At 64.4% G+C, this 24798-nt stretch carries 28 protein-coding genes and 2 pseudogenes; 14 read left to right on the top strand and 16 right to left on the bottom strand.

All coding sequences use genetic code 11. The features are described from left to right. Nucleotides 1-26: 26 nt before the first annotated feature. Nucleotides 27-2198, bottom strand: coding sequence for a transglycosylase domain-containing protein (locus V6B15_RS01145; protein WP_334199719.1), 2172 nt, complete (start codon nucleotides 2196-2198; stop codon nucleotides 27-29). A gap of 102 nt (nucleotides 2199-2300) precedes the next feature. Next, nucleotides 2301-2717, bottom strand: a complete 417-nt coding sequence (msrB, locus tag V6B15_RS01140; RefSeq protein WP_442968990.1) for a peptide-methionine (R)-S-oxide reductase MsrB — start codon at nucleotides 2715-2717, stop codon at nucleotides 2301-2303. Between the two features lie 184 nt (nucleotides 2718-2901). Here msrB and rpsT point away from each other — a divergent pair, with 184 nt between their 5' ends. From rpsT to V6B15_RS01120, 4 genes are all read left to right on the top strand, one after another. Further along, nucleotides 2902-3162: a 30S ribosomal protein S20 gene (gene rpsT, locus V6B15_RS01135; RefSeq protein WP_320181680.1), complete on the top strand. Its 261-nt coding sequence runs from the start codon at nucleotides 2902-2904 to the stop codon at nucleotides 3160-3162. A gap of 445 nt (nucleotides 3163-3607) precedes the next feature. Beyond that, a complete protein-coding gene (gene dnaA / locus V6B15_RS01130; RefSeq protein ID WP_253522099.1) occupies nucleotides 3608-5068 on the top strand; it encodes a chromosomal replication initiator protein DnaA in 1461 nt (486 codons plus the stop codon). Between the two features lie 111 nt (nucleotides 5069-5179). Beyond that, the gene (locus V6B15_RS01125) at nucleotides 5180-5614 is read left to right on the top strand and encodes a DUF983 domain-containing protein (RefSeq protein ID WP_334199718.1); all 435 of its coding nucleotides are present in this window, start codon (nucleotides 5180-5182) and stop codon (nucleotides 5612-5614) included. Beyond that, entirely contained in the window at nucleotides 5611-6384 is a 774-nt protein-coding gene (locus V6B15_RS01120; RefSeq protein ID WP_253522096.1) for a HesA/MoeB/ThiF family protein, read from the top strand. The genes V6B15_RS01125 and V6B15_RS01120 overlap by 4 nt, the downstream gene beginning before the upstream one ends. On the opposite strand, the gene V6B15_RS01115 is transcribed toward V6B15_RS01120, so the two are convergent. Further along, complete coding sequence (locus V6B15_RS01115; RefSeq protein WP_334199717.1) at nucleotides 6373-7074, bottom strand: NAD-dependent deacylase; 702 nt, start codon at nucleotides 7072-7074, stop codon at nucleotides 6373-6375. The two genes, V6B15_RS01120 and V6B15_RS01115, sit on opposite strands and share 12 nt — an antisense overlap. Nucleotides 7075-7144: 70 nt before the next feature. On the opposite strand from V6B15_RS01115, the gene dapB reads away from it, so the two are divergent. From dapB to V6B15_RS01090, 5 genes and pseudogenes are all read left to right on the top strand, one after another. Continuing rightward, nucleotides 7145-7873 carry a 4-hydroxy-tetrahydrodipicolinate reductase gene (gene dapB, locus V6B15_RS01110; protein ID WP_334199716.1) on the top strand — a complete coding sequence of 243 codons (729 nt, stop codon included), beginning with the start codon at nucleotides 7145-7147 and terminating at the stop codon, nucleotides 7871-7873. 4 nt (nucleotides 7874-7877) lie between these two features. Further along, a complete protein-coding gene (locus V6B15_RS01105) occupies nucleotides 7878-8675 on the top strand; it encodes an ion transporter (RefSeq protein WP_334199715.1) in 798 nt (265 codons plus the stop codon). A gap of 10 nt (nucleotides 8676-8685) precedes the next feature. Beyond that, entirely contained in the window at nucleotides 8686-9336 is a 651-nt protein-coding gene (gene nth, locus V6B15_RS01100) for an endonuclease III (protein WP_334199714.1), read from the top strand. Nucleotides 9337-9410: 74 nt separating this feature from the next. After that, nucleotides 9411-10289, top strand: a complete 879-nt coding sequence (locus V6B15_RS01095) for an ATP-grasp fold amidoligase family protein (RefSeq protein WP_334199713.1) — start codon at nucleotides 9411-9413, stop codon at nucleotides 10287-10289. Nucleotides 10290-10340: 51 nt separating this feature from the next. Then, nucleotides 10341-10544: pseudogene (locus tag V6B15_RS01090) on the top strand (endonuclease III domain-containing protein); the annotation flags it as partial. Between the two features lie 294 nt (nucleotides 10545-10838). Here the strand turns inward: V6B15_RS01090 and V6B15_RS01085 are convergent. Together V6B15_RS01085 and dapE are read right to left on the bottom strand one after the other, a co-directional pair. Continuing rightward, a complete protein-coding gene (locus V6B15_RS01085; protein WP_334199712.1) occupies nucleotides 10839-12077 on the bottom strand; it encodes a dicarboxylate/amino acid:cation symporter in 1239 nt (412 codons plus the stop codon). Between the two features lie 100 nt (nucleotides 12078-12177). Then, nucleotides 12178-13314: a succinyl-diaminopimelate desuccinylase gene (dapE, locus tag V6B15_RS01080; RefSeq protein WP_334199711.1), complete on the bottom strand. Its 1137-nt coding sequence runs from the start codon at nucleotides 13312-13314 to the stop codon at nucleotides 12178-12180. Between the two features lie 29 nt (nucleotides 13315-13343). On the opposite strand from dapE, the gene V6B15_RS01075 reads away from it, so the two are divergent. Next, a complete protein-coding gene (locus tag V6B15_RS01075) occupies nucleotides 13344-13811 on the top strand; it encodes a cupin domain-containing protein (protein WP_334199710.1) in 468 nt (155 codons plus the stop codon). On the opposite strand, the gene V6B15_RS01070 is transcribed toward V6B15_RS01075, so the two are convergent. Both V6B15_RS01070 and V6B15_RS01065 read right to left on the bottom strand, forming a co-directional pair. Further along, nucleotides 13808-14698 carry a S1/P1 nuclease gene (locus V6B15_RS01070; RefSeq protein ID WP_334199709.1) on the bottom strand — a complete coding sequence of 297 codons (891 nt, stop codon included), beginning with the start codon at nucleotides 14696-14698 and terminating at the stop codon, nucleotides 13808-13810. The two genes, V6B15_RS01075 and V6B15_RS01070, sit on opposite strands and share 4 nt — an antisense overlap. Further along, the gene (locus tag V6B15_RS01065) at nucleotides 14665-15327 is read right to left on the bottom strand and encodes a glutathione S-transferase family protein (RefSeq protein WP_050599750.1); all 663 of its coding nucleotides are present in this window, start codon (nucleotides 15325-15327) and stop codon (nucleotides 14665-14667) included. Before V6B15_RS01065 ends, V6B15_RS01070 begins: the two co-directional genes overlap by 34 nt. Nucleotides 15328-15541: 214 nt before the next feature. Between V6B15_RS01065 and V6B15_RS01060 the strand changes: the two genes are divergently transcribed. Next, nucleotides 15542-15961, top strand: a complete 420-nt coding sequence (locus V6B15_RS01060) for a VOC family protein (protein WP_334199708.1) — start codon at nucleotides 15542-15544, stop codon at nucleotides 15959-15961. 72 nt (nucleotides 15962-16033) lie between these two features. On the opposite strand, the gene V6B15_RS01055 is transcribed toward V6B15_RS01060, so the two are convergent. From V6B15_RS01055 to V6B15_RS01020, 8 genes are all read right to left on the bottom strand, one after another. Next, nucleotides 16034-16276, bottom strand: coding sequence for a hypothetical protein (locus tag V6B15_RS01055; RefSeq protein ID WP_330767332.1), 243 nt, complete (start codon nucleotides 16274-16276; stop codon nucleotides 16034-16036). Continuing rightward, complete coding sequence (locus tag V6B15_RS01050) at nucleotides 16267-17310, bottom strand: beta-1,6-N-acetylglucosaminyltransferase (protein ID WP_334199707.1); 1044 nt, start codon at nucleotides 17308-17310, stop codon at nucleotides 16267-16269. The genes V6B15_RS01055 and V6B15_RS01050 overlap by 10 nt, the downstream gene beginning before the upstream one ends. A 331-nt stretch (nucleotides 17311-17641) precedes the next feature. Further along, on the bottom strand, nucleotides 17642-18295 hold the full coding sequence (gene yihA / locus V6B15_RS01045; RefSeq protein ID WP_334199706.1) for a ribosome biogenesis GTP-binding protein YihA/YsxC: 654 nt from the start codon (nucleotides 18293-18295) through the stop codon (nucleotides 17642-17644). After that, nucleotides 18292-20082, bottom strand: a complete 1791-nt coding sequence (gene yidC / locus V6B15_RS01040; protein ID WP_334199705.1) for a membrane protein insertase YidC — start codon at nucleotides 20080-20082, stop codon at nucleotides 18292-18294. Before yidC ends, yihA begins: the two co-directional genes overlap by 4 nt. A gap of 68 nt (nucleotides 20083-20150) precedes the next feature. Further along, complete coding sequence (yidD, locus tag V6B15_RS01035) at nucleotides 20151-20360, bottom strand: membrane protein insertion efficiency factor YidD (RefSeq protein WP_253522070.1); 210 nt, start codon at nucleotides 20358-20360, stop codon at nucleotides 20151-20153. Further along, the gene (gene rnpA / locus V6B15_RS01030) at nucleotides 20357-20740 is read right to left on the bottom strand and encodes a ribonuclease P protein component (protein WP_334199704.1); all 384 of its coding nucleotides are present in this window, start codon (nucleotides 20738-20740) and stop codon (nucleotides 20357-20359) included. The genes yidD and rnpA overlap by 4 nt, the downstream gene beginning before the upstream one ends. Nucleotides 20741-20826: 86 nt before the next feature. Beyond that, nucleotides 20827-20961, bottom strand: a complete 135-nt coding sequence (gene rpmH, locus V6B15_RS01025; RefSeq protein WP_057884309.1) for a 50S ribosomal protein L34 — start codon at nucleotides 20959-20961, stop codon at nucleotides 20827-20829. Nucleotides 20962-21084: 123 nt separating this feature from the next. Beyond that, entirely contained in the window at nucleotides 21085-21975 is an 891-nt protein-coding gene (locus V6B15_RS01020) for an alpha/beta hydrolase (protein WP_334199703.1), read from the bottom strand. A gap of 160 nt (nucleotides 21976-22135) precedes the next feature. Here V6B15_RS01020 and V6B15_RS01015 point away from each other — a divergent pair. The 3 genes and pseudogenes from V6B15_RS01015 to V6B15_RS01005 all read left to right on the top strand — a co-directional run. After that, a pseudogene (locus V6B15_RS01015) lies at nucleotides 22136-23050 on the top strand (YifB family Mg chelatase-like AAA ATPase); the annotation flags it as partial. Between the two features lie 71 nt (nucleotides 23051-23121). Continuing rightward, a complete protein-coding gene (locus tag V6B15_RS01010) occupies nucleotides 23122-23583 on the top strand; it encodes a hypothetical protein (protein ID WP_334199702.1) in 462 nt (153 codons plus the stop codon). A 120-nt stretch (nucleotides 23584-23703) separates the two neighbouring features. After that, nucleotides 23704-23847, top strand: a complete 144-nt coding sequence (locus V6B15_RS01005) for a hypothetical protein (protein ID WP_334199701.1) — start codon at nucleotides 23704-23706, stop codon at nucleotides 23845-23847. A gap of 62 nt (nucleotides 23848-23909) precedes the next feature. Here the strand turns inward: V6B15_RS01005 and V6B15_RS01000 are convergent, their stop codons facing one another. Then, entirely contained in the window at nucleotides 23910-24797 is an 888-nt protein-coding gene (locus tag V6B15_RS01000; protein ID WP_334199700.1) for a plasmid partitioning protein RepB C-terminal domain-containing protein, read from the bottom strand. Nucleotide 24798: the final 1 nt, after the last annotated feature.

The following is a 24798-nucleotide window of genomic DNA, read 5'->3' as shown; positions in this document are numbered from 1 at the left end:
GGGCCGCCCTTTTCATATCCGCCCGGCTAATTGTTCGGGCGCGGGGTCTGCTGCGGCCCGGGTTCGCGCCGCCCGCCGGTCGCCTCGTTGAGGAAATCGTCGCCGATCGCCTGCGGCGCGCCATCGGCACCGCGGGGCGGCTGCTGCGGTGCGCGCGGTGCGGGCACGGCCGGCGTGCGCGGACGTGTCGGATCGAGCGTCCGGTCGAAATCGTCGGCGAAGGGATCGCCGCGCGAGCTGTCGCTCGTACCCGGCTCGATCAGATTGCCCTGCTCGTCGATGAAGTAATAATCCTCCGGATCGCCGAGCATGTATTCATCGTCGGGCTCGAGCTGCCATTCAGGCAGCTGGAGATCGGTGTCGAACTCGACCACCGGGCGATCCTTGACTGCATAGCGCATATAGGCGGCGAAGGCGCGCGCGGGCGCGGTGCCGCCCTGCAGGCCGCCGACGCGCGCATTGTCGTCGCGGCCCATCCACACGCCGGTGGTGATCCCGCTGGAAAAGCCGACGAAATAGCCGTCCTTGTTCGAGCTGGTGGTGCCGGTCTTGCCCGCCACCGGGCGCCCGATCTGCGCCGCGCGGCCGGTGCCGGTGGCGACCGCGGTCTGCAAGAGGTCGGTGATCCCGGCAGCGACATAATCTGGCACCAGCTGCGACGAGCGCGCGAGTTCGTGCTGGTAGAGCAATTCGCCATCGGCAGTTTCGACCTTGAGGATGCCATGCGGTTCGACCGAAGCACCCTCCGCCGATACCACCGCGAAGGCGCGGGTCATGTCGATCAGCCGCACTTCGTTCGAACCCAGCACCATGGCGGGATAGGTGTTGATCTCGGTCGTTATGCCGAACCGCCGGGCCATCGAGGCGACGGTGCCGAAGCCGACTTCATTGCCCAGCTGCGCGGCGACCGTGTTGATCGAATAGGCGAAGGCGGTGCGCAGATCGATTTCGCCGACATTGCGCCCGCTCGAATTGCGCGGGCTCCACCCGTCGATCTCGACCGGTGTATCGACGACGCGGTCGTTGGGCGTGTAGCCCGCCTCGAGCGCGGCGAGATAGACGAACAGTTTCCATGCCGAGCCCGGCTGGCGCAGCGCATCGGTCGCGCGGTTGTAATTGGTCGCGACGTAATCGGTGCCGCCGACCAGCGCGAGGATCGCCCCGTCGCGGTCCATGCTGACCAGCGCGCCCTGCGCCCCGTCGGGCGTGTTCGACTTGATCGACGCGGTGGCGGCGCGCTGCATCCCGACATCGAGCGTGGTCCACACCTCGATCGGTTCGAAGGTCTCGGGCAGCAGCAGGTCGAGCTGCGGCAGCGCCCAGTCGGTGAAGTAGCGCACCGAATTCTGGCCCGCCTCTTCCTTGAGCTTCACCGCGCTGGGATCGACCGTCACATCGGGCGCGATCCGGCCCTGTTCCTTCATCAGCCGCAGCACCACGCTGGCGCGGCCCACCGCGGCGTCGACATCGGCGGTGGGGGAATAGCGGCTGGGCGCCTTGACCAGCCCGGCGATGATCGCCGCCTCGGCCACCGACAGTTCGGTCGCGGGATGGCTGAAGAACTTCCGGCTGGCGCTGTCGATGCCATAGGCGCCGCCGCCGAAATAGACCTTGTTGAGATAGAGTTCGAGGATCTGCTCCTTCGAGAACTTCCATTCCAGCGCCATCGCGAGGATCGCCTCGCGCAGCTTGCGGTCGAGCGAGCGGTTGTTGTTGAGGAAGACGTTACGCGCGAGCTGCTGGGTGAGCGTCGAAGTCCCGCCGACGCGCTCGCGCGAACCGGTCAGCCCTTCGATGATCGCACCGCCGGTGCGCCAGGGGTCGATCCCGAAATGCGAATAATACCGCCGGTCCTCGACCGAGATCATCGCATCCTTCATCACCTGCGGAATCTCGTCCGAGGTCAGCCATTTGCCGAAGCTGGGGCCGAGCTCGACAATCTCGGTCCCGTCGCGCGCGCGGACCACGATGGTCTGCGCGTTCTGCGTCGCCTTCAGCTGGTAATAGGTCGGCATCGAGCGCGCGGAAAATCCCACGGCGAGCGCCAGGAACAGCGCCACGAGCAGCGCCAGCGCGCCGCCCCAGACGACGAGGCGGCGGGTCCAGCGCGCGAACCAGCTTTGCGGTTTGTCCGCTGCGGCCCGTGCAGCGCGTTCCTTGCGCGCCGAACTCTTGCGGCGGCTCCCTCGTCTATCCATCGATTATGCTGGCACCCTTGTTGCTCGCCGCCCTATAAGTGCCCCGACCTTGCATGGCGAGGTCTAACCAAGCGTGAACGGAACCTTGCGCGGTTGGCCGCCTCAATCCTCGGGCTCGAAGTCGAGCGCGGCGGAGTTGATGCAATAGCGCAGGCCGCCGCGATCGGGGGGCCCGTCGGGGAAGACATGGCCCAGATGCCCGCCGCAATTGGCGCAGGTCACCTCGGTCCGGATCATCCCGTGCGACACGTCGCGGTGCTCGTCGACCGCCTCGCCTTCGGCAGGGGCGGTAAAGGCGGGCCAGCCGCAGCCGCTGTTGTATTTCTCGCCGCTCTCGAACAGCTTCTGGCCGCAGCCCGCGCAGTAATATTCACCGGCATCGTAATGCTTGTCGTATTTGCCGGTGAAGGCACGCTCGGTCCCGGCTTCGCGCAGCACGTGGAATTGCTCGGGGGTCAGCTTCTCGCGCCATTCGGCGGCGGTGTGTTCGGGCTTGTCGCTCACGGCTTGTCCTTTCATCTCGGACAGACCATATAGGCGCTGCCGGAGCCGATGCACGCGGTTCCGCGAATGGTCGACGATTTGCTTGACGATTCGGAGGCGCGCCGCTAAGTGCGCCGCTTTCCGGCGGCCCATGCCGCCTTTTCGCACGCACTTACGAGATTTCCCGCCGCGCATGCCGTGCGGCCTGACGAGGACAAACATGGCCAACACGCCGCAAGCCAAGAAGCGCATCCGTCGCAACGCAAACCGCGCCGAAATCAACGGTGCCCGCATGAGCCGCATCCGCAACTTCCTCAAGAAGGTGGAAGTCGCGATCGAAGGCGGCGACAAGGATACCGCACAGACGGCGCTCAAGAGCGCGCAGCCGGAACTGGCGCGCGGTGTTGCCCGCGGCGTGCTGCACAAGAACACTGCGGCGCGCAAGATGAGCCGCCTGACGAAGCGGGTCGCTTCGCTCTAAGAGATTCGCCGGTCCCGGGACCGGCTTCGACAGTATTCGTGGGGCCGTCGGGTTAACCGGCGGCCCTTTTGTCGTATTTCAGTTGCATTCGAATACTGGCCTGAAATGCATTCGTAACAAAACCCACGCGAAACTCACGATTCGCAGCGCAAATTTGGGCGAACTCAAGTAATATCCGTCACTTGAACGGGGGCCTGCGGCTTACACGTGAGTCAACAAGTATATTTCAGATTTTTTGCAGTTATCCCCCTTGCGACTCATCCGGCGAGCGACCTACACAATGATTCTCGGTTCGGGGCGGGACAGCCCGGACCTTTAGATTATCGACGAGCGAGGGCGACCTTCGGATGCACCGATTCCGGAGTGTGGCGATGCTGTGCCCGGCCTTGCCAATGTTAGAAGCAAACGAGTGGCGCCGCGGCGTTCACCGGGGGATGATACAAGAATGCGTAAGGCATCAGACATTGGTTCGCGCAAGGCACAGGACGATTTCATGGAAGATCAAGAGGCGGTGAACCTGGCGGCGGACTGGGCCGATATCAGCCAGGGCCTGCGCAAGGATCTTGGTCACCAGCTCCACAGCCAGTGGATCAAGCCGATCCAGGTCGGCGGGATCGACAAGGACAGCGGTACGCTCGACCTGTTCCTGCCCACCGAATTCAGCGCCAATTGGGTCAAGGACCGCTTTGCCGACCGGCTCAGCCTGGCGTGGAAGATCGCGCGCAGCGAAGTGCGCGACGTCCGCATCCAGGTCCATCCCGGGCGCCGCCAGGTCGCCGATCTGCGTCTCCATTCGGACGGACGCCGCCCGGCCAATGACGGGGCCGACACCTCGATGATGGCGATCGGCGCCGACACGCTGGGCGATACCGGTTTCACCAGCTCGGTCGGGCTCGACCCCAGCCTCACCTTCGCCGCCTTCATCACCGGCGAAGCCAATGTGCTGGCGTTCAACGCCGCGCAGCGCATGGGCGCGACCGAAAAGCCGCAGTTCAGCCCGCTCTACCTCAAGGCCGCCACCGGCCAGGGCAAGACGCACCTGCTGCACGCCACCGGCCATGCCTTCCTGCAGGCGCATCCGCGCAGCCGTATCTTCTACTGCAGCGCCGAGCGCTTCATGGTCGAATTCGTCCAGGCGCTGAAGGCCAACCAGATGCTCGAATTCAAGGCCCGGCTGCGCAGCTTCGACCTGCTGCTGGTGGACGACATCCAGTTCATCATCGGCAAGGCCAGCGCGCAGGAAGAACTGCTCTACACGATCGATGCGCTGCTCGCCGAAGGCAAGCGGCTGGTGTTCGCCGCCGACCGCGCCCCGCAGGCGCTCGACGGGGTCGAACCGCGCCTGCTCAGCCGCCTGTCGATGGGCCTCGTCGCCGATATCCAGGCCGCGGACATCGAACTGCGCAAGAAGATCCTCACCTCCAAGCTGACGCGTTTCGCGCCGCTCGACGTGCCTGCGGACGTGCTCGACTTCCTTGCCCGCACCATCACGCGCAACATCCGCGAACTGGTCGGCGGGCTCAACAAGCTGATCGCCTATGCGCAGCTGACCGGCCAGGAAGTCTCGCTCCAGCTGGCCGAGGAGCAGCTGACCGATATCCTCTCGGCCAACCGCCGCCGGATCACGATCGACGAGATCCAGCGCACCGTCTGCCAGTTCTACCGTATCGACCGCAGCGAGATGAGCTCCAAGCGCCGCGCGCGCGCTGTGGTGCGGCCGCGGCAGGTGGCGATGTATCTGTCGAAGGTGCTCACCCCGCGCAGCTATCCCGAAATCGGGCGCAAGTTCGGCGGCCGCGACCATTCGACCGTGATCCACGCGGTGCGGCTGATCGAGGATTTGCGCCAGCGCGATGCCGATATGGATGGCGATGTGCGCAGCCTGCTGCGCCAGCTCGAAAGCTGACGGCATAAGCGCGGGCGCCGAGGCGTCCGCTTCCCACCCCGTTCACAGCGCTTCGACAGCTCTGTGCACAGAGCTGTCGACAGGCGCCATTGCGCGCGCCAAAGAGCCTGCATGCCGCAGATACCTCCCGCCGCCCCGCGCGCCGATATCGCCCTGCCCGCTTCCTTCGGTGCCGCACTGTGGCGCGGCGCGCGGTGCCGGTGCCCGCGGTGCGGCGAAGCGCCGCTGTTCCGCAAATGGCTCAAGCCGCATGATCGCTGCCCCGCCTGCGCGCTCGACATTTCGGGCCAGCGCGCGGACGATTTTCCGGCCTATGTCTCGATCTTCGTCACCGGCCATCTGCTCGCGCCGGTGCTGATTATCCTGGCGAGCGACTTCGCGCTGTCGAGCATGGCGATCCTCGCCATCATCCTGCCGCTCGCAGTGATCTTCATGCTCGCCACACTGCAGCCCGCCAAGGGCGGGGTGATCGCGCTGCAATGGTGGCACGGCATGCACGGCTTTCGCCGCGAACGCCTGCCCGAACCGCAGGAGGAATTGGAATGAGCCTGCCACCGGGCCGTCTCGACCGGTTTGCGCGGCATATCGTGCTGCCCGAAGTGGGCGGCGCGGGCCAGGTCGCGCTGGCGGGCAAGCATCTGGTACTGGTGGGCCTGGGCGGGATCGGCTCACCCGCGCTGCAATATCTGGCGGGAGCGGGAATCGGGAAGCTGACGCTGGTCGATGACGACCGGGTCGATGCCAGCAATCTCCAGCGCCAGACGCTGTATAACGAACGCGATGTCGGCCACGGCAAGGCGGTGATCGCCAAGCGCTGGGTGACCGGCTTCGACGCCGCGCTCGACGTCACCATCAGCGACCGCCGGATCACGCGCGACAATGCGCACGAGCTGGTGGTCGATGCCGATCTGATTCTCGACGGGACCGACAATTTCGCCACGAGGCTGGCGGTTGCCGATGCCTGCGTGGCGGAGCGCGTTCCGTTGCTCTCCGCCGCGGTCGGGCGCTTTCAGGGGCAGGTCGGTGCCTTTGCCGGACACCTTCCCAACCAGCCGTGTTACCGCTGTTTCGTCGGCGATGCCTTCGATGCGGAGGATTGCGACACCTGCGCCGAGGACGGCATGCTCGGCGCGATGGCCGGCTGGGTCGCGACCTTCGCGGCGCTGCAGGCAGTGCGCATCCTGCTCGACGGGGTCAGCGCGCTGGGCGAGGCCGATTGGGGCCGGGTCCATCTGCTCGACGGGCTGAAGCCCGCCATGCGCAGCTTCACCATTGCCAAGGACCCCGCCTGCGCCGCCTGCGGGTCAGCCGCCTAGGACTTCCGCGACCCATTCGGGGACCACCTGCGTCGCCGGGCCGTGCCGCGACTGGTGGAACCAGCGCGATCCCATGCTCGCCTCGAGATTGAGTTCGAGCGTGCGGACACGCATTTCGCGGGCGTCCTGCACGAAGCCCGCCGCGGGATAGACCGCGCCCGATGTGCCGATCGAGACGAACAGATCCGCCTGCCGCAGCGCGGCATGGATGCGCTCCATTTCGTAGGGCATTTCGCCGAACCACACGACATCGGGGCGCAGCGCGGGCGTGCCGCAAGCGGGGCATGGCGGACGGTCGATCATTGGCCCGGTCCAGCGCGAACGGGTATCGCAGGCAGTGCACCAGGCATTGAGATGCGTGCCATGCATATGCAGCACGCGGCGCGCCCCGGCCCGCTCGTGCAGGTCGTCGACATTCTGCGTCACCACCAGCAGTTCGCCGTCCCATTCCGCATCGAGCCGGGCGATCGCCTCATGCGCGGCATTGGGCTGCTTGGCCTGGATCGCCTCGCGCCGCTGGTCGTAGAAGCGCAGCACGAGGTCGGGATCGCGCACGAAGGCCTCGGGCGTGGCGACATCCTCGACCCGGTGCTGTTCCCACAAGCCGCCGCCATCGCGGAAGGTATCGATCCCGCTTTCGGCGGAGATACCTGCCCCGGTGAGGATCACGATGTTGCGCATATCGGTCATTTGCCCTCAAGTAGCGATGCGGTAGGGCATGTCAAAGACCGGCCATGAACCATGGCCGATAGGGGAAAGAATGGCGCGGATCGGGATTATCGGGTGCGAAGGCGCCATGGGCCATGCACTTGCCGCCGTAATCGGTGCAAGCGGACATGAACTGGCGGGCGGGATCGACAAGGGCGGCGACGCGGCCGGGCTGGCCGATGCAAGCGAGGTGCTGGTCGATTTCTCGACCCCCGGCGCGCTGTGCATCAACCTCCACGCCGCGATCGGCGCGGGCGTGCCGCTGGTGATCGGCACGACCGGGCTCGAGGAGCGGCATCACGCCGCGATCGACGATGCCGCGCGCGCGGTGCCGGTGCTCCAGACAGGCAATACCTCGCTCGGCGTGACGCTGCTCGCGCATCTGGTCCGTGAGGCCGCCGCCCGGCTGGGGCCCGACTGGGATATCGAAATCCTCGAGATGCATCATCGGCGCAAGGTCGATGCCCCCAGCGGGACCGCGCTGCTGCTCGGCGAAGCTGCCGCCGGGGGGCGCGGGATCGACCTCGCCAGCCATTCCGAACGCGGACGCGACGGACACACCGGCGCGCGCGAGGAAGGCGCGATCGGCTTCGCCAGCCTGCGCGGCGGCACCGTGGCGGGCGAACACAGCGCGATCCTGGCGGGCGAGGAAGAACGCATCACCCTGTCGCACAGCGCGGAGAATCGCTCGATCTTCGCGCGCGGCGCGGTGCGCGCAGCCGAATGGATGATCGGGCGCGATCCCGGCCGCTACTCGATGGACCAGGTGCTGGGGATCTGAGCCTGTGACCCTGCGCGCCCGCCTGCACCGGCAATTGCATATCGGCTCGTGGCCGAATGGCCGGCTGACGGGGCTCAACATCTTCGTGGTGTGGACGATCCTGCTGGCATTGCTGGTCGGGATCGTGGCGACCGAGCCGCAGATCCGCATCCCCTACCAGCGCGAAATCCTGATTGCCGAGTTCGTCTTCGGGATGATCTTCCTCGTCGAATACGTCGGGCGCATCTATGCCGCGCCCGAACGCGAGGGGCCGGGTTCGGCCTGGGCCAAGCGCTGGCGCTTCATTCTGTCGCCGATCGGGATCATCGATTTGATCGTGGTCGCAGTGAGCCTGGCGCCCTTCTTCATCGCCAATGCTGCGGTACTGCGCGTCATCCGGTTGCTGCGGATCGTCTCGATCCTCAAGTTCAGCCGCTTTTCCGCCGCCATGCGTGAAATCGGCGCCGCGCTGCGCGAACGCAGCTACGACCTGATCGTCTGTGCCACCTTGGCGCTGGTGCTGGTGCTGCTGGGCGCGGCGGGACTATATTGGGTCGAGGGCAGCCTGCAGCCCAAGCAGTTCGGATCGATCCCGCGGGCGCTGTGGTGGGCAGTGATCACGCTGACGACGGTCGGCTATGGCGATGTCTATCCGGTGACCACTGCGGGGCGGCTGATCGGTTCGGTGGTGGCAATCGGCGGAGTGCTGCTGGTGGCGCTGCCCACCGGCATCGTCGCCGCCGCCTTCAGCGATGCGATGCAGCGCCGCCGCGAAGCGATGGCGCGCGCATTGGAGGACATGGAAGGCTCGATCCCCGAGTGACCGCCGGATTATGACCAAGGACCAGATCTTCGAGTTTTTCCGCCGGCTCGCCGAGGACAATCCCGCGCCCGAGACCGAGCTGGAGTATGGCAATGCCTACCAGCTGGTGGTGGCGGTCGCGCTCTCCGCGCAGGCAACCGATGTCGGCGTCAACAAGGCGACCCGCGCGCTGTTCCGCGAAGTCGAGACGCCGCAAGCGATGCTCGCCCTGGGCGAAGACGGGCTCAAGAAGCACATCAAGACCATCGGCCTGTTCAATTCCAAGGCCAAGAACGTGATCGCGCTCTCGCAGCTGCTGGTCGACGAATATGGCGGTGAGGTGCCGGACACGCGCGAGGATCTCGTCCGCCTGCCCGGCGTGGGCCGCAAGACTGCCAATGTCGTGCTCAATTGCTGGTTCGGGCAGGAAACCTTCGCGGTGGACACGCATATCCTGCGCGTCGGCAACCGCACCGGCCTCGCCAAGGGCAAGACCCCCGAGCAGGTCGAGGCCAAGCTCGAAAAGCGCGTGCCGCAGCCCTTCCGGCTGGGCGCGCATCACTGGCTGATCCTGCACGGCCGCTATGTCTGCAAGGCGCGCACGCCCGAATGCTGGCGCTGCCCGGTGGTCGATCTGTGCAGCTATCGCAAGAAGGTGCTGGAGAAGCCCAGGGGGCGCTAGGTGCAACGGCCTCCGCCCCCTTCTCCGGTTCACCCCGTGCGGAACGCAAACCCGCGACCGGCGTATCGCTGACGATGGACCTGCGGAAGCTGCCCTCCCTCCCGCACTGGCTCCTGCCCCTGCCCAAGGTCCGGATCGGACTCACCTATCTGTGGCGTCACCGCCGCTGGCCCGACCTGCGCCGCCCGCGCCGCTTCACCGAACTGGTGCAGCAGCGCAAGCTGGAGGACCGCAATCCCCTGCTGCCCGTGTGGGTCGACAAGATCTCCGCCAAGCAGCAGGCCGCCCGAATGCTGGGCGAGCAATGGATCATCCCCACGCGCTGGACGGGCAGCGTCCTGCCCGCAGGCCCGCCCGCCCCCTTTCCGTTCATTCTCAAGGCCAGCCATGGCTGCAACCAGAACGCGGTGTGCCATGACGCGGCGGACTGGCAGGCGGCGCGGCGGCGGGCGGCGGGCTGGACGCGCAGGGCCTACGGCCTGTGGCTCGACGAATGGGCTTACCGCGACCTGCCGCGCGGCTACATCGTCGAACCCTTTCTCGGCAGCGGCGACCGGCTTCCGGTGGATTACAAGATCTATGTCTTCGGCGGGCACGCGGTGCTGGTGCAGGTACATCTCGATCGTGGGCGCAATCACCGCTGGACCCTTTACGACCGGGCATGGACGCAGGTCTCGATGCCGGACGAGGCACCCTCCCCCGCGCCGGCGAATCTCGACCACATGCTGGCCGCAGCCGAGACGCTGGCGCGGCCCTTCGACTTTGCGCGGATCGATTTCTACGAGATCGATGGCCGGCCGAAATTCGGCGAGGTCACCTTCTATCCCGGCTCGGGACTCGACCCGTTCGATCCGCCCGAACTCGACCGGCATATCGGCGCGCTATGGCTGGCGGCGATTGCGGGCGACCCAGCCGAACCGGAGCAAGCGGAACTGCAACCGGTCGCGGCCTGAACCGTAATTCGTGGATTGTTGACGGAGATCGAAACGCCAATCCCGACGAGACCCGAGCCGGTCGAAGCCAAGCTGGAAAAGCGCGTGCCGCAGCCCATCCGGCTGGGCGCGCATCATTGGCTGATCCTGCGCGGCCGCTATATCTGCAAGGCGCGCACGCCCGAATGCTGGCGCTGCCCGGCGGTGGATCTGTGCAGCTATCGCAAGAAGGCGCTGGAGAAGCCCAGGGGGCGTCAATCAACTGCCCTTGTCTGATCGGTTCCGCACTTCGAACAAATTTTCGCAGGCACAGGACCGGGCAATGTGACAACTCCCCAAAGGTAGTCGTTCACGAAGAGTGATCGTCCGCAGTTTCGGCATCGGATCAGCAAAGAAGCGAGGCTTGCGATTCCAAATATGATGAGAAACGCAAAGAGCACAGGCTCGCGATTCCGAGCTTCGACGCCCAAACTATCCAAAATTGTGGGAAGCCCAAGCCATAGCGGAGCCAGCGCTATCAAACCTAGGGATAAGCGCAGCGCACGGGAATAGGGACTGAGTTCCGACCAGCTAGACATCGTCCGCAGAGATCATCTCGCGTGTGTCGATCTCGCCCGTCATCACCGCCACCGTGGTCGCTACCGCAGCATCGCCGCTGACATTGGTGGTGGTGCGCATCATGTCCATGATCCGGTCGACGCCGGCGACGAAGGCGATCGTTTCCAGTGGCACGCCGACCGCGCCGAACACCAGCGCCATCATGATCAGGCCCGCGCCCGGGATGCCCGCCGCGCCGACCGCGCCAAGCGTCGCGAGGATCGAGATGAGGAAATAATCGCCCATCGACAGGTCGACGCCGAAGATCTGCGCGCCAAATAGCGTCGCGAGACCGAGATACATCGCGGTGCCGTTCATGTTGATCGTCGCGCCGAGGCTGATGACGAAGCTGGCCACCGAATTCGACACGCCGAGATTGCGCTCGGCGCAGCGCAGCGTGACAGGCAGCGTCGCATTGGAGCTGGCGGTCGAATAGCTCACCGCCATCGCATCGAGGATGCCGCGGAAGAAGTCGCGCACGGGCAGCTTGGCGAGGAACTTGATCATGCTGCCGTAGATCAGCGTGATGATCAGCAGGCAGCCGAGGTAGTTGAGCCCGACCAGCTTGGCGAGGCTGACCAGCGCATCGAGGCCGAGCGTGCCCGCCACCCACGCCATCAGCGCGAAAACGCCGAAGGGGGTCAGTTCCATCACGATCATGGTGACCTTCTGCATGATCACCGCGCCGCTATCGAAGACCTTCTGGACGGGAATGCCGTCTTCCCTGGCCATCAGTATGCCGATGCCGATCAACATGCTGAACACGATCAGCGGCAGCACCGCGACATCGGCCATCACCTGCACCGGGCTTTCGGGCACGATCGAGAGGATCATGTCCACCGCGGAAGTCTCGTTGGGTTCGGGCGTCGCGCCCTTCTGGATCGCATCGGTATCCAGCCCCGCGCCCGGCTGGACCAGCGTGCCGAGGCCCAGCCCGAGCCAGACCGCGATCTGGCCGGTGACCACGAACAAGAGCATCGCCCGCCCGCCGACCGCGCCCAGTTTGCGCAAATCGCCAATCGCCGCGACGCCCGAGACGAGGCTGAAGAAGATCAGCGGGACGACCAGCATCTTGATCGACTTGATGAAGAAATCGCCGATCCACTTGATGCTTTCGGCTTCCGGGCCCCAGGCCCAGCCGGTGAGCACACCGAGGATGAGCGCGGTAATCACGCGCTGCCACAGCGGAATTTCGAACCAGGTCCTCAGCAACTTCCCAACCCCTCGTCTTGTCATTGCGAGCGGTCAAAGCCGCGCGCGGATTCATGCCGCAGTTATCGTGGCTTGCAAAGCCTTGTGAGGAGGCGCGCGTTCACCCGGCGAGCACGTCGCGGGCGATCCGCGCGTAAATCCGGCTCAGCGTGGCCAGATCCTCCACCGCGACCGCCTCGTCGGTCTTGTGCATGGTCGCATTGACCAGCCCGAATTCGATTACCGGGCAGACGCTGCGCAGGAACCGCGCATCCGAAGTGCCGCCGGTGGTCGAGGGTTCGGGATCGACGCCCGTTTCCGCCTTGACCGCCGCAGCGATACTGTCGCTGAAGGCGCCCGGCGGGGTCAGGAACGGCTCGCCGCTGATGATCGGCAGCGCGCTGCCGCCGTGCTTTTCCGCAATTGCGCCGACTTTCTCGGACAGCGACGCGCCCGAATGCAGATCGTTGAAGCGGATCGAGATCCGCGCCTTGGCGAGCGCCGGGATCACATTGTGCGCATCATTGGGCACGTCGATCTCGGTCACTTCGAGATTGCTCGGCTGGAACCAGTCGGTGCCTTCGTCGAGCACCAGCGCGTCGAGTTCGGCAAGCATCGCCACCAGCCTGGGGATCGGATTGTCCGCCAGGTGCGGATAGGCGACATGCCCCTGCGTGCCTTGCACTTCGAGCCAGATGTTGACCGAACCGCGCCGCCCGATCTTCATCATATCGCCCAGCCGGTTGACCGACGTGGGTTCCCCGACGAGGCACAGATCGGGCTGGTGGCCCTGCTCGCGCATGAAATCGATCAGCGCACGCGTGCCATGCAGCGCGGGGCCTTCCTCGTCGCCGGTGATGATGAAGCTGATCGTGCCTGCCTCGACGGGCACCTCGGCGACCGCGTCGACCATGCAGGCGATCGCCCCCTTCATGTCGACCGCGCCGCGGCCATAGAGCAGCTCGCCGCGCACTTCGGGATCGAACGCCTCGCTGGTCCAGCCGCCACCCGGCGGAACCACATCGAGATGCCCGGCAAAGGCGAGATGCTTCGAGCCTTCGGGCCCGCGGCGGATCGCGAAGAGGTTCTCCACCGGCGCCTCGGGCGTGCCCGCGGCGCCTTCTCCGCGGGTGAACCGCGTCACCTCGAAACCGAGCGGGACGAGCATCGCTTCCATCGCATCGAACACTGCGCCGGTGGCGGGGGTGACGCTGGGCGCGGCCATCAGCCGCTTGGCGAGATCGAGAACATCAGTCATGCTGTGTCCGCTAGCAGGAGTGCGCAGCGATGCCCAAGCTCGATCTCGATGCCATCCCCCAGACCAAAGCGACGGGTTACCCGGCCCCCTACGATGCCGAGGTGCAGGGGCGCTGGTACCGCCGGCTGGGACCTGTGGCGGGGCTGACTCATCTGGGGGCCAGCCATGTCGTGCTGAAGCCCGATGCCTTCTCCTCGCAGCGACACTGGCACCGGCAGAAGGACGAACTGCTGGTCATGCTGGCAGGCGAGGCCGTGCTGATCGAGGATACGGGTGAGGTCGTGGTCCGCCCCGGCGATGTCGTTGCATGGGCCGCAGGGGTCGAGAATGGCCACCGGCTGCACAACCGCTCGGCTGCCGATTGCGTCTTTGTGGTCGTCAGCGGTGGCAGCAATGAAGTGGATTCGGGCGAATATCCCGATATCGACATGGTCTTCGATGCCGAGGGCTATGCCCACAAGGACGGGACCCGCTATCCGACCGAGCGCCTGCCCTAGTCGCGCACCTCTTCGGGCAGCGGCCCCGGCTCGAAAGCGCGGTCGAGATATTCGGCCATGCGCAGTCCCGCCTGCAGCACGCGGCGCCGCGCAATCGGGGCCGAGCGTTCGATCAGTTCCTGCGACAGCGCGGTCTCGCGCGGCAGTTCACCCTCGCACGGGTCGCAGCCGAAGGTTTCGGGATAGATGAAGTCGCGCGAGATCTGCCAGCTTTCACGGCCCCAGTCGGCGGCCTTGCCCCCCGCCAGTTCGGCGCGTTCGGCCGCGCTGTAGCGTCGCGCGATCGGCGGATTGCCGCTGATCGCGCGTTCGGCCAGCGGCCCGTCCCACACCCAGTGCAGGTTCAGCCCCGGGACGATGCCATAGGCGGCCTCGCGATCGTTGCCGCCGCGGTCGTCGTGATCGCCCGAATGCAGCGGCATGTGGATGTCGCCGATGAAGTGGACGAGGAAGGCGAGCGCTTCCACGCGAACATTGTCGGGCAGGCTTTCGTCGGCGAGGATGCGCTGGTTGCGTTCGACCTGCGCGCTGACGCAGCCCAGGCCCGAGCAGTTCTTGCGCGCGTCATATTCCTCGGTGACCGGCTCGGTCTGGTAGTGCCAGGCGAAGGTATGCCCCCAGCGCCAGTACTGGCCGCGCAGGCAGTCGGGCCACACGCTCGCATCCTGCAGGCTGTCCAGATCGCAATCGGGCGTGCCCAGCAGGGGCGAGGCCTGCAACAGCCGGGCGATATCCGCGCGCGTCTGCGGGCGCACGTTTTCCAGCGCGATATCGGCGGTCACGGTATGCGCGTAGAAGCCCCAGGCCTGCGCCTGCGCGGGGAGCAGCAGCGCCGCCAGCGCGGCGCATGCGCTCAGCCAATGGTTTCGTATTGTTCGATGACCCATTCTTCGCTTTCCGATGTTTCGATCCACGCCTGCAACCACTCATGCTCCCACACCGCCTGCATATAGGCGGCGGCGAAGCCGGGTACGGCGATCTGATAGCTGATGAAGCGTGACACTACCGGGGCGAAATAGACATCCGCCGCGCCGAAAGTGCCGAACAGGAACGGGCCGCCGCTGCCGAAGCGGCTGCGCGCCTCGGCCCACAGCCCGAGAATGCGCAGGATGTCCTGCCGGCAGGCCTCGCTCGGGGTGAAGCCCTCGAACCGCTTGCGCACATTCATCGGGCATTCGCCGCGCAGCGCATGGTAGGAGGAATGCATTTCCGCGACCATCGAGCGGGCCATGCCGCGCGCCACCGCGTCCTTGGGCCAGAACCGATCGCGTCCGACCTTGTCGGCGAGATATTCGAGGATCGCGAGGCTGTCCCACACCACCGCCTCGTCGTCCCACAGGATCGGCACCTTGCCATGTGAGGGCTGCGTGCCGCCATCCTCGCTCTTGAGCGCATCCCATTGCTTGCCGAACATCGGCACGGTGATTTCCTCGAACGACAGGCCCGACTGCTTCGCCGCGAGCCAGCCGCGCAGGCTCCAGCTCGAATAATTCTTGTTGCCGATGATCAGCTTCATGTGTGCACCCACCTTGCGTGGGGCGGCGGTAGAGGCCCCGCCCGGCACTGTCGAGGCTGAACAGGCAAGGTCGCCCGGCCCCGGTTCGTCATTCCCGCGCAGGCGGGAATCCGGATAACGGCGGCGATGCTCGATGCGGTTTCCATCAGGCGCAAGGTGTGCCAGCAAGACCCCTTATCTAGGCCCCTGCCTCCGCAGGGGCGACGGAGTAGACATGTCGCTCAGGCCCTTCCACCTCGCCTTCCCGGTTCACGACCTTGCCGCCGCGCGCGCGTTCTATGGCGAGGCCATGGGCTGCCGCGAGGGACGCAGCAGCGCCGAATGGGTCGATTTCGATTTCTACGGCCACCAGATCGTCGCGCATCTCGCCCCCGGCGAAGCGGGCGACCGCGCGAGCAACCATGTCGACGGGCACGGCGTGCCCGTGCCCCATTTCGGCGTGGTGCTGGCAATGAGTGACTGGCAGGACCTGGCCAATCGGCTCGAGGCCGCGGGTACCGAATTCGCAATACCGCCGACCATCCGCTTCAAGGGGCAACCCGGCGAACAGGCGACGATGTTCTTCCGCGACCCCAGCGGCAACGCGCTGGAGATGAAGGCCTTCGCCGACGACGCGATGCTGTTTGCGCGTTAGATGGCTGTTTCAGCAGCCCGTCGGCTAACAACCCGTTTTGAGACTTCCATTGATGACAGGATGGCAATTTGCCTAGTCCCGGCGTTTCTTGCTCTCCGCATCCGCCTCTTCGGCAAACTGGCGAACGATTTCAGCGTCCTCTTTACTAAGAGAGGTGGGGTTTTTTGCTTCTCTTTCTTCGGCTCTCAATGCTTCTAGACCCCATGCTTCAGCAGCCGTGGCCGCGATAATCCGTCGATTGGCCAATGGGTCATTTAATGATCGTTCCAAATGACGTACCTGTTCACTGCGGCATTTCGCTGCACTCAGTTGCACAGCTCTTCGCTTTTTCGACCTGTTTCCATTTTTGGAAGATCGTGAGAAATACAATTCTCATGCGTGGGCTTAGAGGAATTGTTCCTCACCGTCCCCGCAATGGTTCGCGAGGGTTGAGTGGGTCGAGCAGAGATCAACTCCAGCTCTTTCACAGCGAGAAGTATTCCTGGCACCTCGCCCGAACCACGGTATCTGATCGCTGCCGGTGATCTCAGGTGACTTTCAAGCAGGGAGAGGATTTCTGTCTCATACTCGGCATCGAACTTCCGTGCGAAAAGATCGGTACTTCGCTTCAATTCCTCGAAATCCTTCTCGTCGTAATTGCGGGGGCGCAACTTGATGTCACCATCAGGCACCCAGTCGATCATTCTCAGATCATCATTCATAACAGTGCCGTGGTCGATACTGTTCATCATCACGGTCTGGAAGAACGCTTCGTCCGCGATAAAGCTGTTACTATAAAACGTCTTGAACCGTTCTGCTCCGGGGTCATGGCAAACATAATCGCAAAAACTGCGCGTCACAGCCTTCCACTGCGTCCCGATGAACGGCGTGTCACCAAGCATGTAGGCGCGCGCGATGCCCGTCGCAGTCATTTTCCCTTGCTCCTCTTTGAACACATGGCTGATGCGATTCATCGTATCGGGCCGTTCCTTGGCCTGGTCGAGCGCGCGGATAAACTGCTTGCCGGGGTGCGCGGCAAAGAACTGGCGAATGTAGTCTTGGCTCTTGAGTGGGAAATCCTGACCTGAAAGATTGATATAGTGGGTCCACCTACTATCCATCTCGAGCAGGCGAGCCATCCCTCGCAGTTCAGCGTCCACAAGGCTGTATCCGCCCCAAAGGGCATCTTTCGATTCCAGCATTTCGACACCCTGATAAGGTGTCAGAAAGTCTGTGATTTCCTCAGTCAGGGTCGCACCAGAGCCTTTGTCGACGTGTACGACATACTGGTTCCCTGGCAGGTAGATTGCCTTGAACAAGCGTTTGAACTGAGCTGGATAACGATGAACGAGAAGGAAATAAGCGATCATATGGCAGGACCTTTGGATCGACCGCGCCGGGCTGCCGACACCCCGGGCACGTCGATTGCGTTTCCTGTCTCAGGAACGCCAATCAAATGAATTTTTGATCGTGAAGAGACACCGCCAGACAGAACTGCGATAAATCGCAATGGCGTGATGGGTAATTGGCGCTGCTAGCCGGGGGTTACAAGGCTCTGTCGTTTCAGCGAGGTTTGCGAACTCGCATCCATGTCTTACGTCTGGTGTGAATTCTATCTATCGCCTAATTCCAATTGTCCGCTAACCACCCCAAATCCGGTCGTTAACCCAGCGATATGACGAGCCGAAAAACGGACGCCCCCTAAACCCCTGCATCTCCCAGCACTGCCGCCCTCAACTCCCCAATGCCCATGCCCTTTTCGGCGCTGGTCACGTGGATCTCGGGGAAGGCGGCGACGTGCTTGCGGGCCTCGACTTCGGTGGCCTCGATCACCTTGGCGAGTTCGCTGGCTTTCATCTTGTCGGCCTTGGTCAGCACGACGCGGTAACCCACGGCGGCCTCGTCGAGCATGGTCATCATCTCGCGGTCGACATCCTTGGGGCCGTGGCGCCCGTCGACCAGCACCAGCGTGCGGGCCAGTACGGGCCGGCCGCGCAGATAGGTCTTCACGAGGCTCTTCCACTTCTCGACCACTTTCACCGGCGCCTTGGCAAAGCCGTAGCCGGGCATGTCGACGAGACGGAACAGCGTCGGTTCGCCCACTTCGAAGAAGTTGAGTTCCTGCGTGCGGCCAGGCGTGACCGAGGCGCGTGCGATCGACTTGCGCCCGGTCAGCGCATTGAGCAGCGAGCTCTTGCCCACGTTCGAGCGCCCGCAGAAGGCGATCTCGGGCACGGTCGGTTCGGGCAGGAACTTGAGCTGCGGTGCCGAGAGGAGGAAATCCACCCGGCCCGAGAACAGCTTGCCCGCGCGCCGTTCGAGCGCGGCTTGTTCGGCGGCTTCGGCTTCGGTCACGAGCCCGCCTTGGCCGCTTCGGCGGCCTTCTTCGCCTTGTCCTCTTCGATCGCGGCACGCAGCTGCGGATGCTTCGAATAGAGGTATTTCTGCTGCGCCAACGTGAGGATGTTCGAGGTCACCCAGTAGAGCAGCAGGCCGGCGGCGAACGGCGCCATCACGAACATCAGGATCCACGGCATGATGTCGAAGATCTTCTGCTGCATCGGATCGAGCGTGCTCGGGTTGAGCTTGAAGGTCAGCCACATGGTGAAGCCGAGCAGGACACCGAGCACGCCGAGCCCGAAGATGATCATCAGGAACTGCGGCACCTCGATCCCGACATAGGACAGCGCATTGGCCAGATTGGCCGGATCGGGCGCGGACAAGTCCGTGATCCACAGGAAGTCGCGGTGACGCATTTCGATCGCGAGATAGAGCACCTTGTACAGCGCGAAGAAGACCGGGATCTGGAGCAGCATCGGCAGACAGCCCGCGACCGGGTTGACCTTCTCCTTCTTGTAGAGCGCCATGATCTCCTGTTGCTGCTTGGGTTTGTCGTCCTTGTACTGCTCCTGGAGCGCCTTCATTTTCGGCTGAATCGCCTTCATCGACGCCATGCTGGCAAAGCCCTTCTGGGCGATCGGGAACATGGCCCCGCGCACGATGATCGTCAGGCAGATGATGGCGATGCCGAAATTGCCGACCGCGTCGTAGATCGTGCGCAGCAGCCACAGGAACGGCTTTTCGAACCAGCGGAACCAGCCCCAATCGATCGCGAGACCGAACTTTTGCAACCCGGCATCCTCGTAGCTGTCGAGGATCACGCTTTCCTTGGCCCCGGCGTAGAGCCGCGAGGTGACGGTGTATGCCTGTCCCGCAGCGAGATTGCTCGGTTCGTAGATCATGTCGGCGCGATAGGTTTCGTCGCCCAGCGCGCGGAAGGTGGTTTCGGGCGCGGTATCGTCCTGCGGGACGAGCGCGGCGAGCCAGTAGATGTCGGTAAAGCCGGCCCAGCTGGTGCGGCCTTCGGGCGAGATTCGCTGGTCGTCGTCGAGATCGTCGTAATCGACATCGTAATCGGCGCTGTCGCCGAATACGCCGATCGGGCCCGAATGCGCGATCCACAGATCCTCGCTCGCGGTGCGGCTGGTGCGATTGACGAGGCCGAAGGGCTGGATGACGACGGGGGCGCCGCCGCTATTGTCAACCGACTGTTCGGCGGTGACCATGAACTTGTCGTCGATCGAATAGCGGATGGCGAAGGTCAGCCCTTCGCCATTGTCATGCGTCAGCGTGACCGGCGTGTCGGCGGTCAGGACATCGCCATCGGCTTCCCACAAGGTCTGCGGGCCGGGAACCGTGAGGTTCGAACCGACCCAGCCGAATTGCGCGAATTGCTGCGCGGGCGTGCCGCTGGGCGAGAAAATGCGAACCGGTTCGCTATCCTTGCTGGTGGTCTCGTTATAGCCCTTGAGCACGATGTCATCGATCACCCCGCCGCGCAGGTTGATCGACCCCGCCACGCGCGGTGCGTCGATAGGCAGCCGGTCGGGGCTGGCCAGCGCGGTCTTCAGATCGGCCACTTCCTGCGCGCGCATCGCCGGATCGACGAGGCCGCCGGTCCGCGAATGCCGCGTTGCCGCCCCGTCGGCCGCCTGGGCGGCCTGTTCGCTCGGCGTATCCGCCCGGTCCCCGACCAGCGCCTGTTCGGGCTGCGGGTAGAGGTAGTCCATCGCCGAGGTCCATCCCAGCAACAGCAGGAAGGAAAGCACTATGGCGAGGATCAAATTGCGATGGTTGTCCAAGGTCGGTCCCGTCTTTGTCCGGTCGAAAGTCAGAATGTGGGGTGGTGTCTTAGCCTGTCAAGACAGTACTAGGGCACCGGGTCGTGGCCGTGGCCGCCCCAGGGGTTGCAGCGCAATATACGCTTGAAGGCCATCCATCCACCCTTGATCGCGCCGTATTTTCCCAGCGCCTCGATCGCATACTGGCTGCACGAGGGATGGTAGCGGCAGGTCGACGGCAGCAGCAGGCTGGGGCCCAATTGCCACAGCCGCGCGATCCAGATCAGCGGATATTTCATGCGCGGCGGCTGCGATTATGGCGCGGCTTGCGCGGGCGGTCGCCCTTGCCTTCGGCAGCGCGCGCGAGCGCGGCGGCCAGTTCCGTGCGCAGGGCGCCGAAATCGCGCTCGATCCCGCCCTCGCGGCCGATCAGGATATGATCGTGATCGGGCAGGCCCGCACCGGGCAGCGCGTCCCACAGCAATTCGCGAAATCGCCGTTTCATCCGGTTGCGCACCACCGCATTGCCGATCTTCTTGGTCACGGTGATGCCGTAGCGCTTGCCCTGCCCGTCATTGGGGCGCGCGAGCAGCACGAAGCCGGGGCGCGCAACCCGCAGCCCGCGATTCGCCGCGAGGAATTCCGCGCGCTTGCGGATGACGGAGAGGCTCGGGTGCATGGATGGCAGATACGCGAACGGGCCCCCGAATGGGAGCCCGCCAGTGTGGTGCGATTGTCGCCGCGCCTCAGGCGCGGCGCGTCACATCACGCGCAGAGTTTCTTGCGGCCACGGGCGCGACGGGCGCGCAGGACCTTGCGGCCACCCGGGGTAGCCTTGCGGGCGAAGAAACCGTGACGGCGTGCACGCACGAGGTTCGAGGGCTGGAATGTCCGCTTCATCGGATCGTCCTTACAAAAGATTTCGGTTGGCTGCCGGCTCGAGTGATTCGGACCAGCAAAAAGGGCCGCCCCTGCGAGCGACGACCTACAGGGCCGCGCGCCTAGGCGAACCGCCCTCTCGCGTCAAGAAAAAGTGACGTCGGCATAGGCCAGCGTCGGGGCCGACCGGACAGCCTTGGTCCGCGCGGGCGTCTTGGCCTGCTGCGGGCGGCCCGACCAGCGACGCATGTCGCTCGCACCAAGCCACAGGGCACGCGCATGCGGAACCGAATTGGTGAAATCGTAGAACGCACGCGCCTGGTCGGTGCTCATACCCATCTCGCGGTAATAGTCGAGATACTGGCGGTTCTCAGGAGCGTCGAACGAGAAATCGTCGGCTTCGCGGCCATAGGCATCCATCCAGCTGTGCACGGCGAACTCGGCGCCATGCGCAATGTCGCGGTCGACTCCGGCGAGGAACAGTTCAACCGCACCCGAACGGACCGAGCCGATCGCGGGAACGTGGGTGACGAGGCCCGCTGCACGGATCATCCGGCCGACCTTGAGGTTGGCACGGTCGTCGCGGGTGCCCGGGCATTCGACCATGTCGAGCTGCTCGATGCCGGGAAAGTCGCGCATCATCGCGCGGAAATAGCCCGGGGTCGCAGCATCGGTTTCGCCCACCAGCGCCACCCGGCGCGCGTCGATCACGCGGAACGGGCCGTACTGCGCAAGACCGCGGTTATAGTCGCGGAAGCGGCGATCGATGAAGGCGGGGGCTTTCCACACCGGCAATTCGGCGGGCGTGTAGGTCTGCGGGCGGACAGCGGCAAGGTTCTGCCGCTCGCGCACCGGCTGTGCCTGGGGGCGCACTACCGCGGCAGGAAGGACCGCGCGGCCCTGGTGCGTCTGCTGGACGACCGGGCTGGCGACATAGACGACCGGCAGGCTGACCAGGGTCAGCGATTGTGCGGCCACCGGAGCGGCGATCAGGGTACCAAGAGCGGAAAGGAGGATTGCTGTAATTCTGAACATGGCAATCTTTTGCCGCACGCGCGCTTTCCAGCGGCTCAAGAGGTATGGATAACCCGCTGTTAACCATGCTGCTTCACCTCCAGTGCGAACCCGTTAACCCTCGACAAACTAGGGCTTTCGCGGCATCAGCTAGGGGTGATTGCGGGGGTGGGGGTTAATCCTGGTCGCTTTGGTCAAAACGGTGGCCTATCTCGGGCTCGAGGCACGCAGCGTCGAAGTGCAGTGCTCGGTCGCGCCGGGTCTGCCCAAGTTCAATATCGTCGGATTGGCGGACAAGGCGGTAGGCGAGAGCAAGGAACGCGTGCGCGCCGCGCTGTCCAGCATGGGCCTTGCGCTACCGCCCAAGCGGATCACCATCAACCTCTCGCCCGCCGACCTGCCCAAGGAAGGCTCGCATTATGACCTCCCGATTGCGCTGGCACTGCTGGCAGCGATGGGGGTGACCGATGCCGAGCAATTGGGCGACTGGATCGCGGTGGGCGAACTGGCGCTCGACGCGCGGATCGAGCCCTCGCCCGGCGTGCTGCTGGCGGCGATCCACGCGAGCGAGGCGGAGGCCGGCCTGATCTGCCCACGCGCACAGGGCTCCGAAGCGCGCTGGGCAAGCGAGATACCGGTCTGCGCCGCCCCCGACCTCGCCAGCCTGCTCAACCACCTCAAGGGCACGCAGCTGCTGCCCCAGCCCGAACCGGGCGTGGTAGAGAGCGAGACGAGCGGCGGCGACCTCAAGCAGGTCAAGGGACAGGAAACCGCCAAGCGCGCGCTCGAGATCGCGGCGGCCGGCGGGCACAATCTGCTGATGATCGGCCCGCCGGGCGCGGGCAAATCGCTGCTGGCGAGCTGCCTGCCGGGCATCCTGCCGCCGCTTGCGCCTGCCGAGGCGCTCGAAGTGTCGATGGTGCAATCGGTCGCCGGGACGCTGGCCGAGGGGCGCATCAGCCGCGCGCGTCCGTTCCGCGCGCCGCATCATTCGGCGAGCATGGCGGCGCTCACCGGGGGCGGGCTGCGGGTGAAGCCGGGCGAGGTCAGCCTGGCGCATCTGGGGGTGCTGTTCCTTGATGAACTGCCCGAGTTCCACAGCATTTTAGCGCAGAGGGGACCAATGAATCCCGTGATTCCCTGCTAGATTGATGCTTGAATGGGCTTATGCAGAATCCCAACGCCGTAGCGGCACTTAAGAGTAAGAGAGGCGAGATCGCCGGTCGCGTGGATGCACTCCAGGATCAGCTTCGGCAGGCCCTGATAGATCTCGACCACGTCGACTGCACGATCCTTCTTTTCGATCCCGATGCAGAGCTGGACGAAATCAAGACGAAGCCGATGCCTCCCCGCCATCATGCGTTCAAGGGGCAGGTGACCCGTTCGATCCTCGATATGCTACGAAAGGCTGGAGACTCGATGGACGGTCGCACGATCACTCTACGGCTTATGGATGAGCGTGAACTCAATCTTTCCGACAAAAAGCTCGTCAAGACCATCCAGAAGCGAGTGGGAGCCGCACTTCGCAACCTTCGCGATCGAGGAATGGTTAAATCCAGCGAGCCGACGAAGGGCGGACTGCTACAGTGGTCCCTCGTGGACATGCCGTTTTCCAACTCGCCACGATAGATGCAGCCAATTCCGCAGCGGTATCTTTGCGATCCTTCGAGGTATGACCCATGAACAGCCGTGAGTGCCCTCGCTTTCTTCATATTGCCGTTGCGAACACTTGTGCGGTATCTGGTCGACATGAGGGAATGGGAAACCGACGAGCCGAAAAAAGAACCGATCTGGCATAGAGCTGAGGTCTGGGGAGTCGGCGCGCTGGTGATGGTGGGCGCCTTATCGATGCTGTGGTCCGTCATCCGTGGCGCCGTCAGCCTGTTCCGCTGACTTCCGCGCCGGGTGAGGTTGGAGCGACTTTCAATGGCCGCTCGCTTCAATCCCAGCGTCCTTCAGGACGCTGCATCGAGTGTGCCGGCGGCGACGATATTGTGGAACTCGGCGAGGATCTCAGGATGCTTGCCCTCGACATAGGCCGAAATCGCATCGTTCGCGATAAGGCGTTCGATGTAGCGCGATGCCAGGACGAGATGGAGGACATCATCGCCGAACGTCGCTTCGACTGCCCGGAAATCCTTGTTTAGAGATTCGAGCTCCCGTTCCATCCGCGCCATCTGTTCGGGTGTGACGCCGTGGACCTTCTTCGGTCGTTCGGGTCTCGCCAGATCTTCCTGCCTTGTCGCCGCGAGGATGGCCTTAGCGTAGGCGCCGGTGAAATTGTTCATCGAAGCCATGAGTTCAGCCGTGGCGAATTGGCGCTCCGGCTTCATCCTGCGCAGTGTATCAAAAACCTGCGGATTGACGGGGCGATCCTTCAGGATGTCGACCGCTTCGGGTGCGATTCCATCCAGCATCTTGCTGCGACGCTGCACAGCTTTGATATCGATCCCGAGAGCCGCTGCGATCATGCCTGCAGGAACGCCGCGATCGAGCGCCCGCTGGATCATATAGTGTTCCTGCACAGTCGCGAGCCGGTTAACCCGTTTGTTGTATGTGAACGCTTCGTCGTCATCTGCGATGATGCAGGGTGCGGTCGCTTTTCCCTCTTCCCTGATGGCATGCAGTCGCAGATGTCCATCCAGCAGCATGTGTCGACCCGAGGAGTCCTCCTTCGTCACTGCCAGGGGTTCGATGACTCCGATTTCCTTTATCGAGGTTGCGATCCTCGCATATTTCCTTGAGTCGGTGATGCGCGCCGTCATGGGCCGCAGCGGCAGCAGCCTTTCCACGGGAAGATCGAGCACCTTCTGTTCGAACGATATCCGTATTGCGTCGCTCATC

The organism is Qipengyuania sp. Mu-71 (genome assembly GCF_036867055.1).
In the GTDB taxonomy this organism is placed as follows: Bacteria; Pseudomonadota; Alphaproteobacteria; order Sphingomonadales; family Sphingomonadaceae; genus Qipengyuania; species Qipengyuania profunda.
This window is presented reverse-complemented; position numbering and strand designations above follow the sequence as displayed.

Coding starts and splice junctions, on each gene's coding strand:
- V6B15_RS01145 (WP_334199719.1), bottom strand. CDS start 2,198: ATGGATAGACGAGGGAGCCGCCGCAAGAGTTCGGCGCGCAAGGAACGC.
- msrB (WP_442968990.1), bottom strand. CDS start 2,717: ATGAAAGGACAAGCCGTGAGCGACAAGCCCGAACACACCGCCGCCGAA.
- rpsT (WP_320181680.1), top strand. CDS start 2,902: ATGGCCAACACGCCGCAAGCCAAGAAGCGCATCCGTCGCAACGCAAAC.
- dnaA (WP_253522099.1), top strand. CDS start 3,608: ATGCGTAAGGCATCAGACATTGGTTCGCGCAAGGCACAGGACGATTTC.
- V6B15_RS01125 (WP_334199718.1), top strand. CDS start 5,180: ATGCCGCAGATACCTCCCGCCGCCCCGCGCGCCGATATCGCCCTGCCC.
- V6B15_RS01120 (WP_253522096.1), top strand. CDS start 5,611: ATGAGCCTGCCACCGGGCCGTCTCGACCGGTTTGCGCGGCATATCGTG.
- V6B15_RS01115 (WP_334199717.1), bottom strand. CDS start 7,074: ATGACCGATATGCGCAACATCGTGATCCTCACCGGGGCAGGTATCTCC.
- dapB (WP_334199716.1), top strand. CDS start 7,145: ATGGCGCGGATCGGGATTATCGGGTGCGAAGGCGCCATGGGCCATGCA.
- nth (WP_334199714.1), top strand. CDS start 8,686: ATGACCAAGGACCAGATCTTCGAGTTTTTCCGCCGGCTCGCCGAGGAC.
- V6B15_RS01095 (WP_334199713.1), top strand. CDS start 9,411: ATGGACCTGCGGAAGCTGCCCTCCCTCCCGCACTGGCTCCTGCCCCTG.
- dapE (WP_334199711.1), bottom strand. CDS start 13,314: ATGACTGATGTTCTCGATCTCGCCAAGCGGCTGATGGCCGCGCCCAGC.
- V6B15_RS01075 (WP_334199710.1), top strand. CDS start 13,344: ATGCCCAAGCTCGATCTCGATGCCATCCCCCAGACCAAAGCGACGGGT.
- V6B15_RS01070 (WP_334199709.1), bottom strand. CDS start 14,698: ATGGGTCATCGAACAATACGAAACCATTGGCTGAGCGCATGCGCCGCG.
- V6B15_RS01065 (WP_050599750.1), bottom strand. CDS start 15,327: ATGAAGCTGATCATCGGCAACAAGAATTATTCGAGCTGGAGCCTGCGC.
- V6B15_RS01060 (WP_334199708.1), top strand. CDS start 15,542: ATGTCGCTCAGGCCCTTCCACCTCGCCTTCCCGGTTCACGACCTTGCC.
- V6B15_RS01050 (WP_334199707.1), bottom strand. CDS start 17,310: ATGATCGCTTATTTCCTTCTCGTTCATCGTTATCCAGCTCAGTTCAAA.
- yidD (WP_253522070.1), bottom strand. CDS start 20,360: ATGAAATATCCGCTGATCTGGATCGCGCGGCTGTGGCAATTGGGCCCC.
- rnpA (WP_334199704.1), bottom strand. CDS start 20,740: ATGCACCCGAGCCTCTCCGTCATCCGCAAGCGCGCGGAATTCCTCGCG.
- rpmH (WP_057884309.1), bottom strand. CDS start 20,961: ATGAAGCGGACATTCCAGCCCTCGAACCTCGTGCGTGCACGCCGTCAC.
- V6B15_RS01020 (WP_334199703.1), bottom strand. CDS start 21,975: ATGTTCAGAATTACAGCAATCCTCCTTTCCGCTCTTGGTACCCTGATC.
- V6B15_RS01010 (WP_334199702.1), top strand. CDS start 23,122: ATGCAGAATCCCAACGCCGTAGCGGCACTTAAGAGTAAGAGAGGCGAG.
- V6B15_RS01005 (WP_334199701.1), top strand. CDS start 23,704: ATGAGGGAATGGGAAACCGACGAGCCGAAAAAAGAACCGATCTGGCAT.
- V6B15_RS01000 (WP_334199700.1), bottom strand. CDS start 24,797: ATGAGCGACGCAATACGGATATCGTTCGAACAGAAGGTGCTCGATCTT.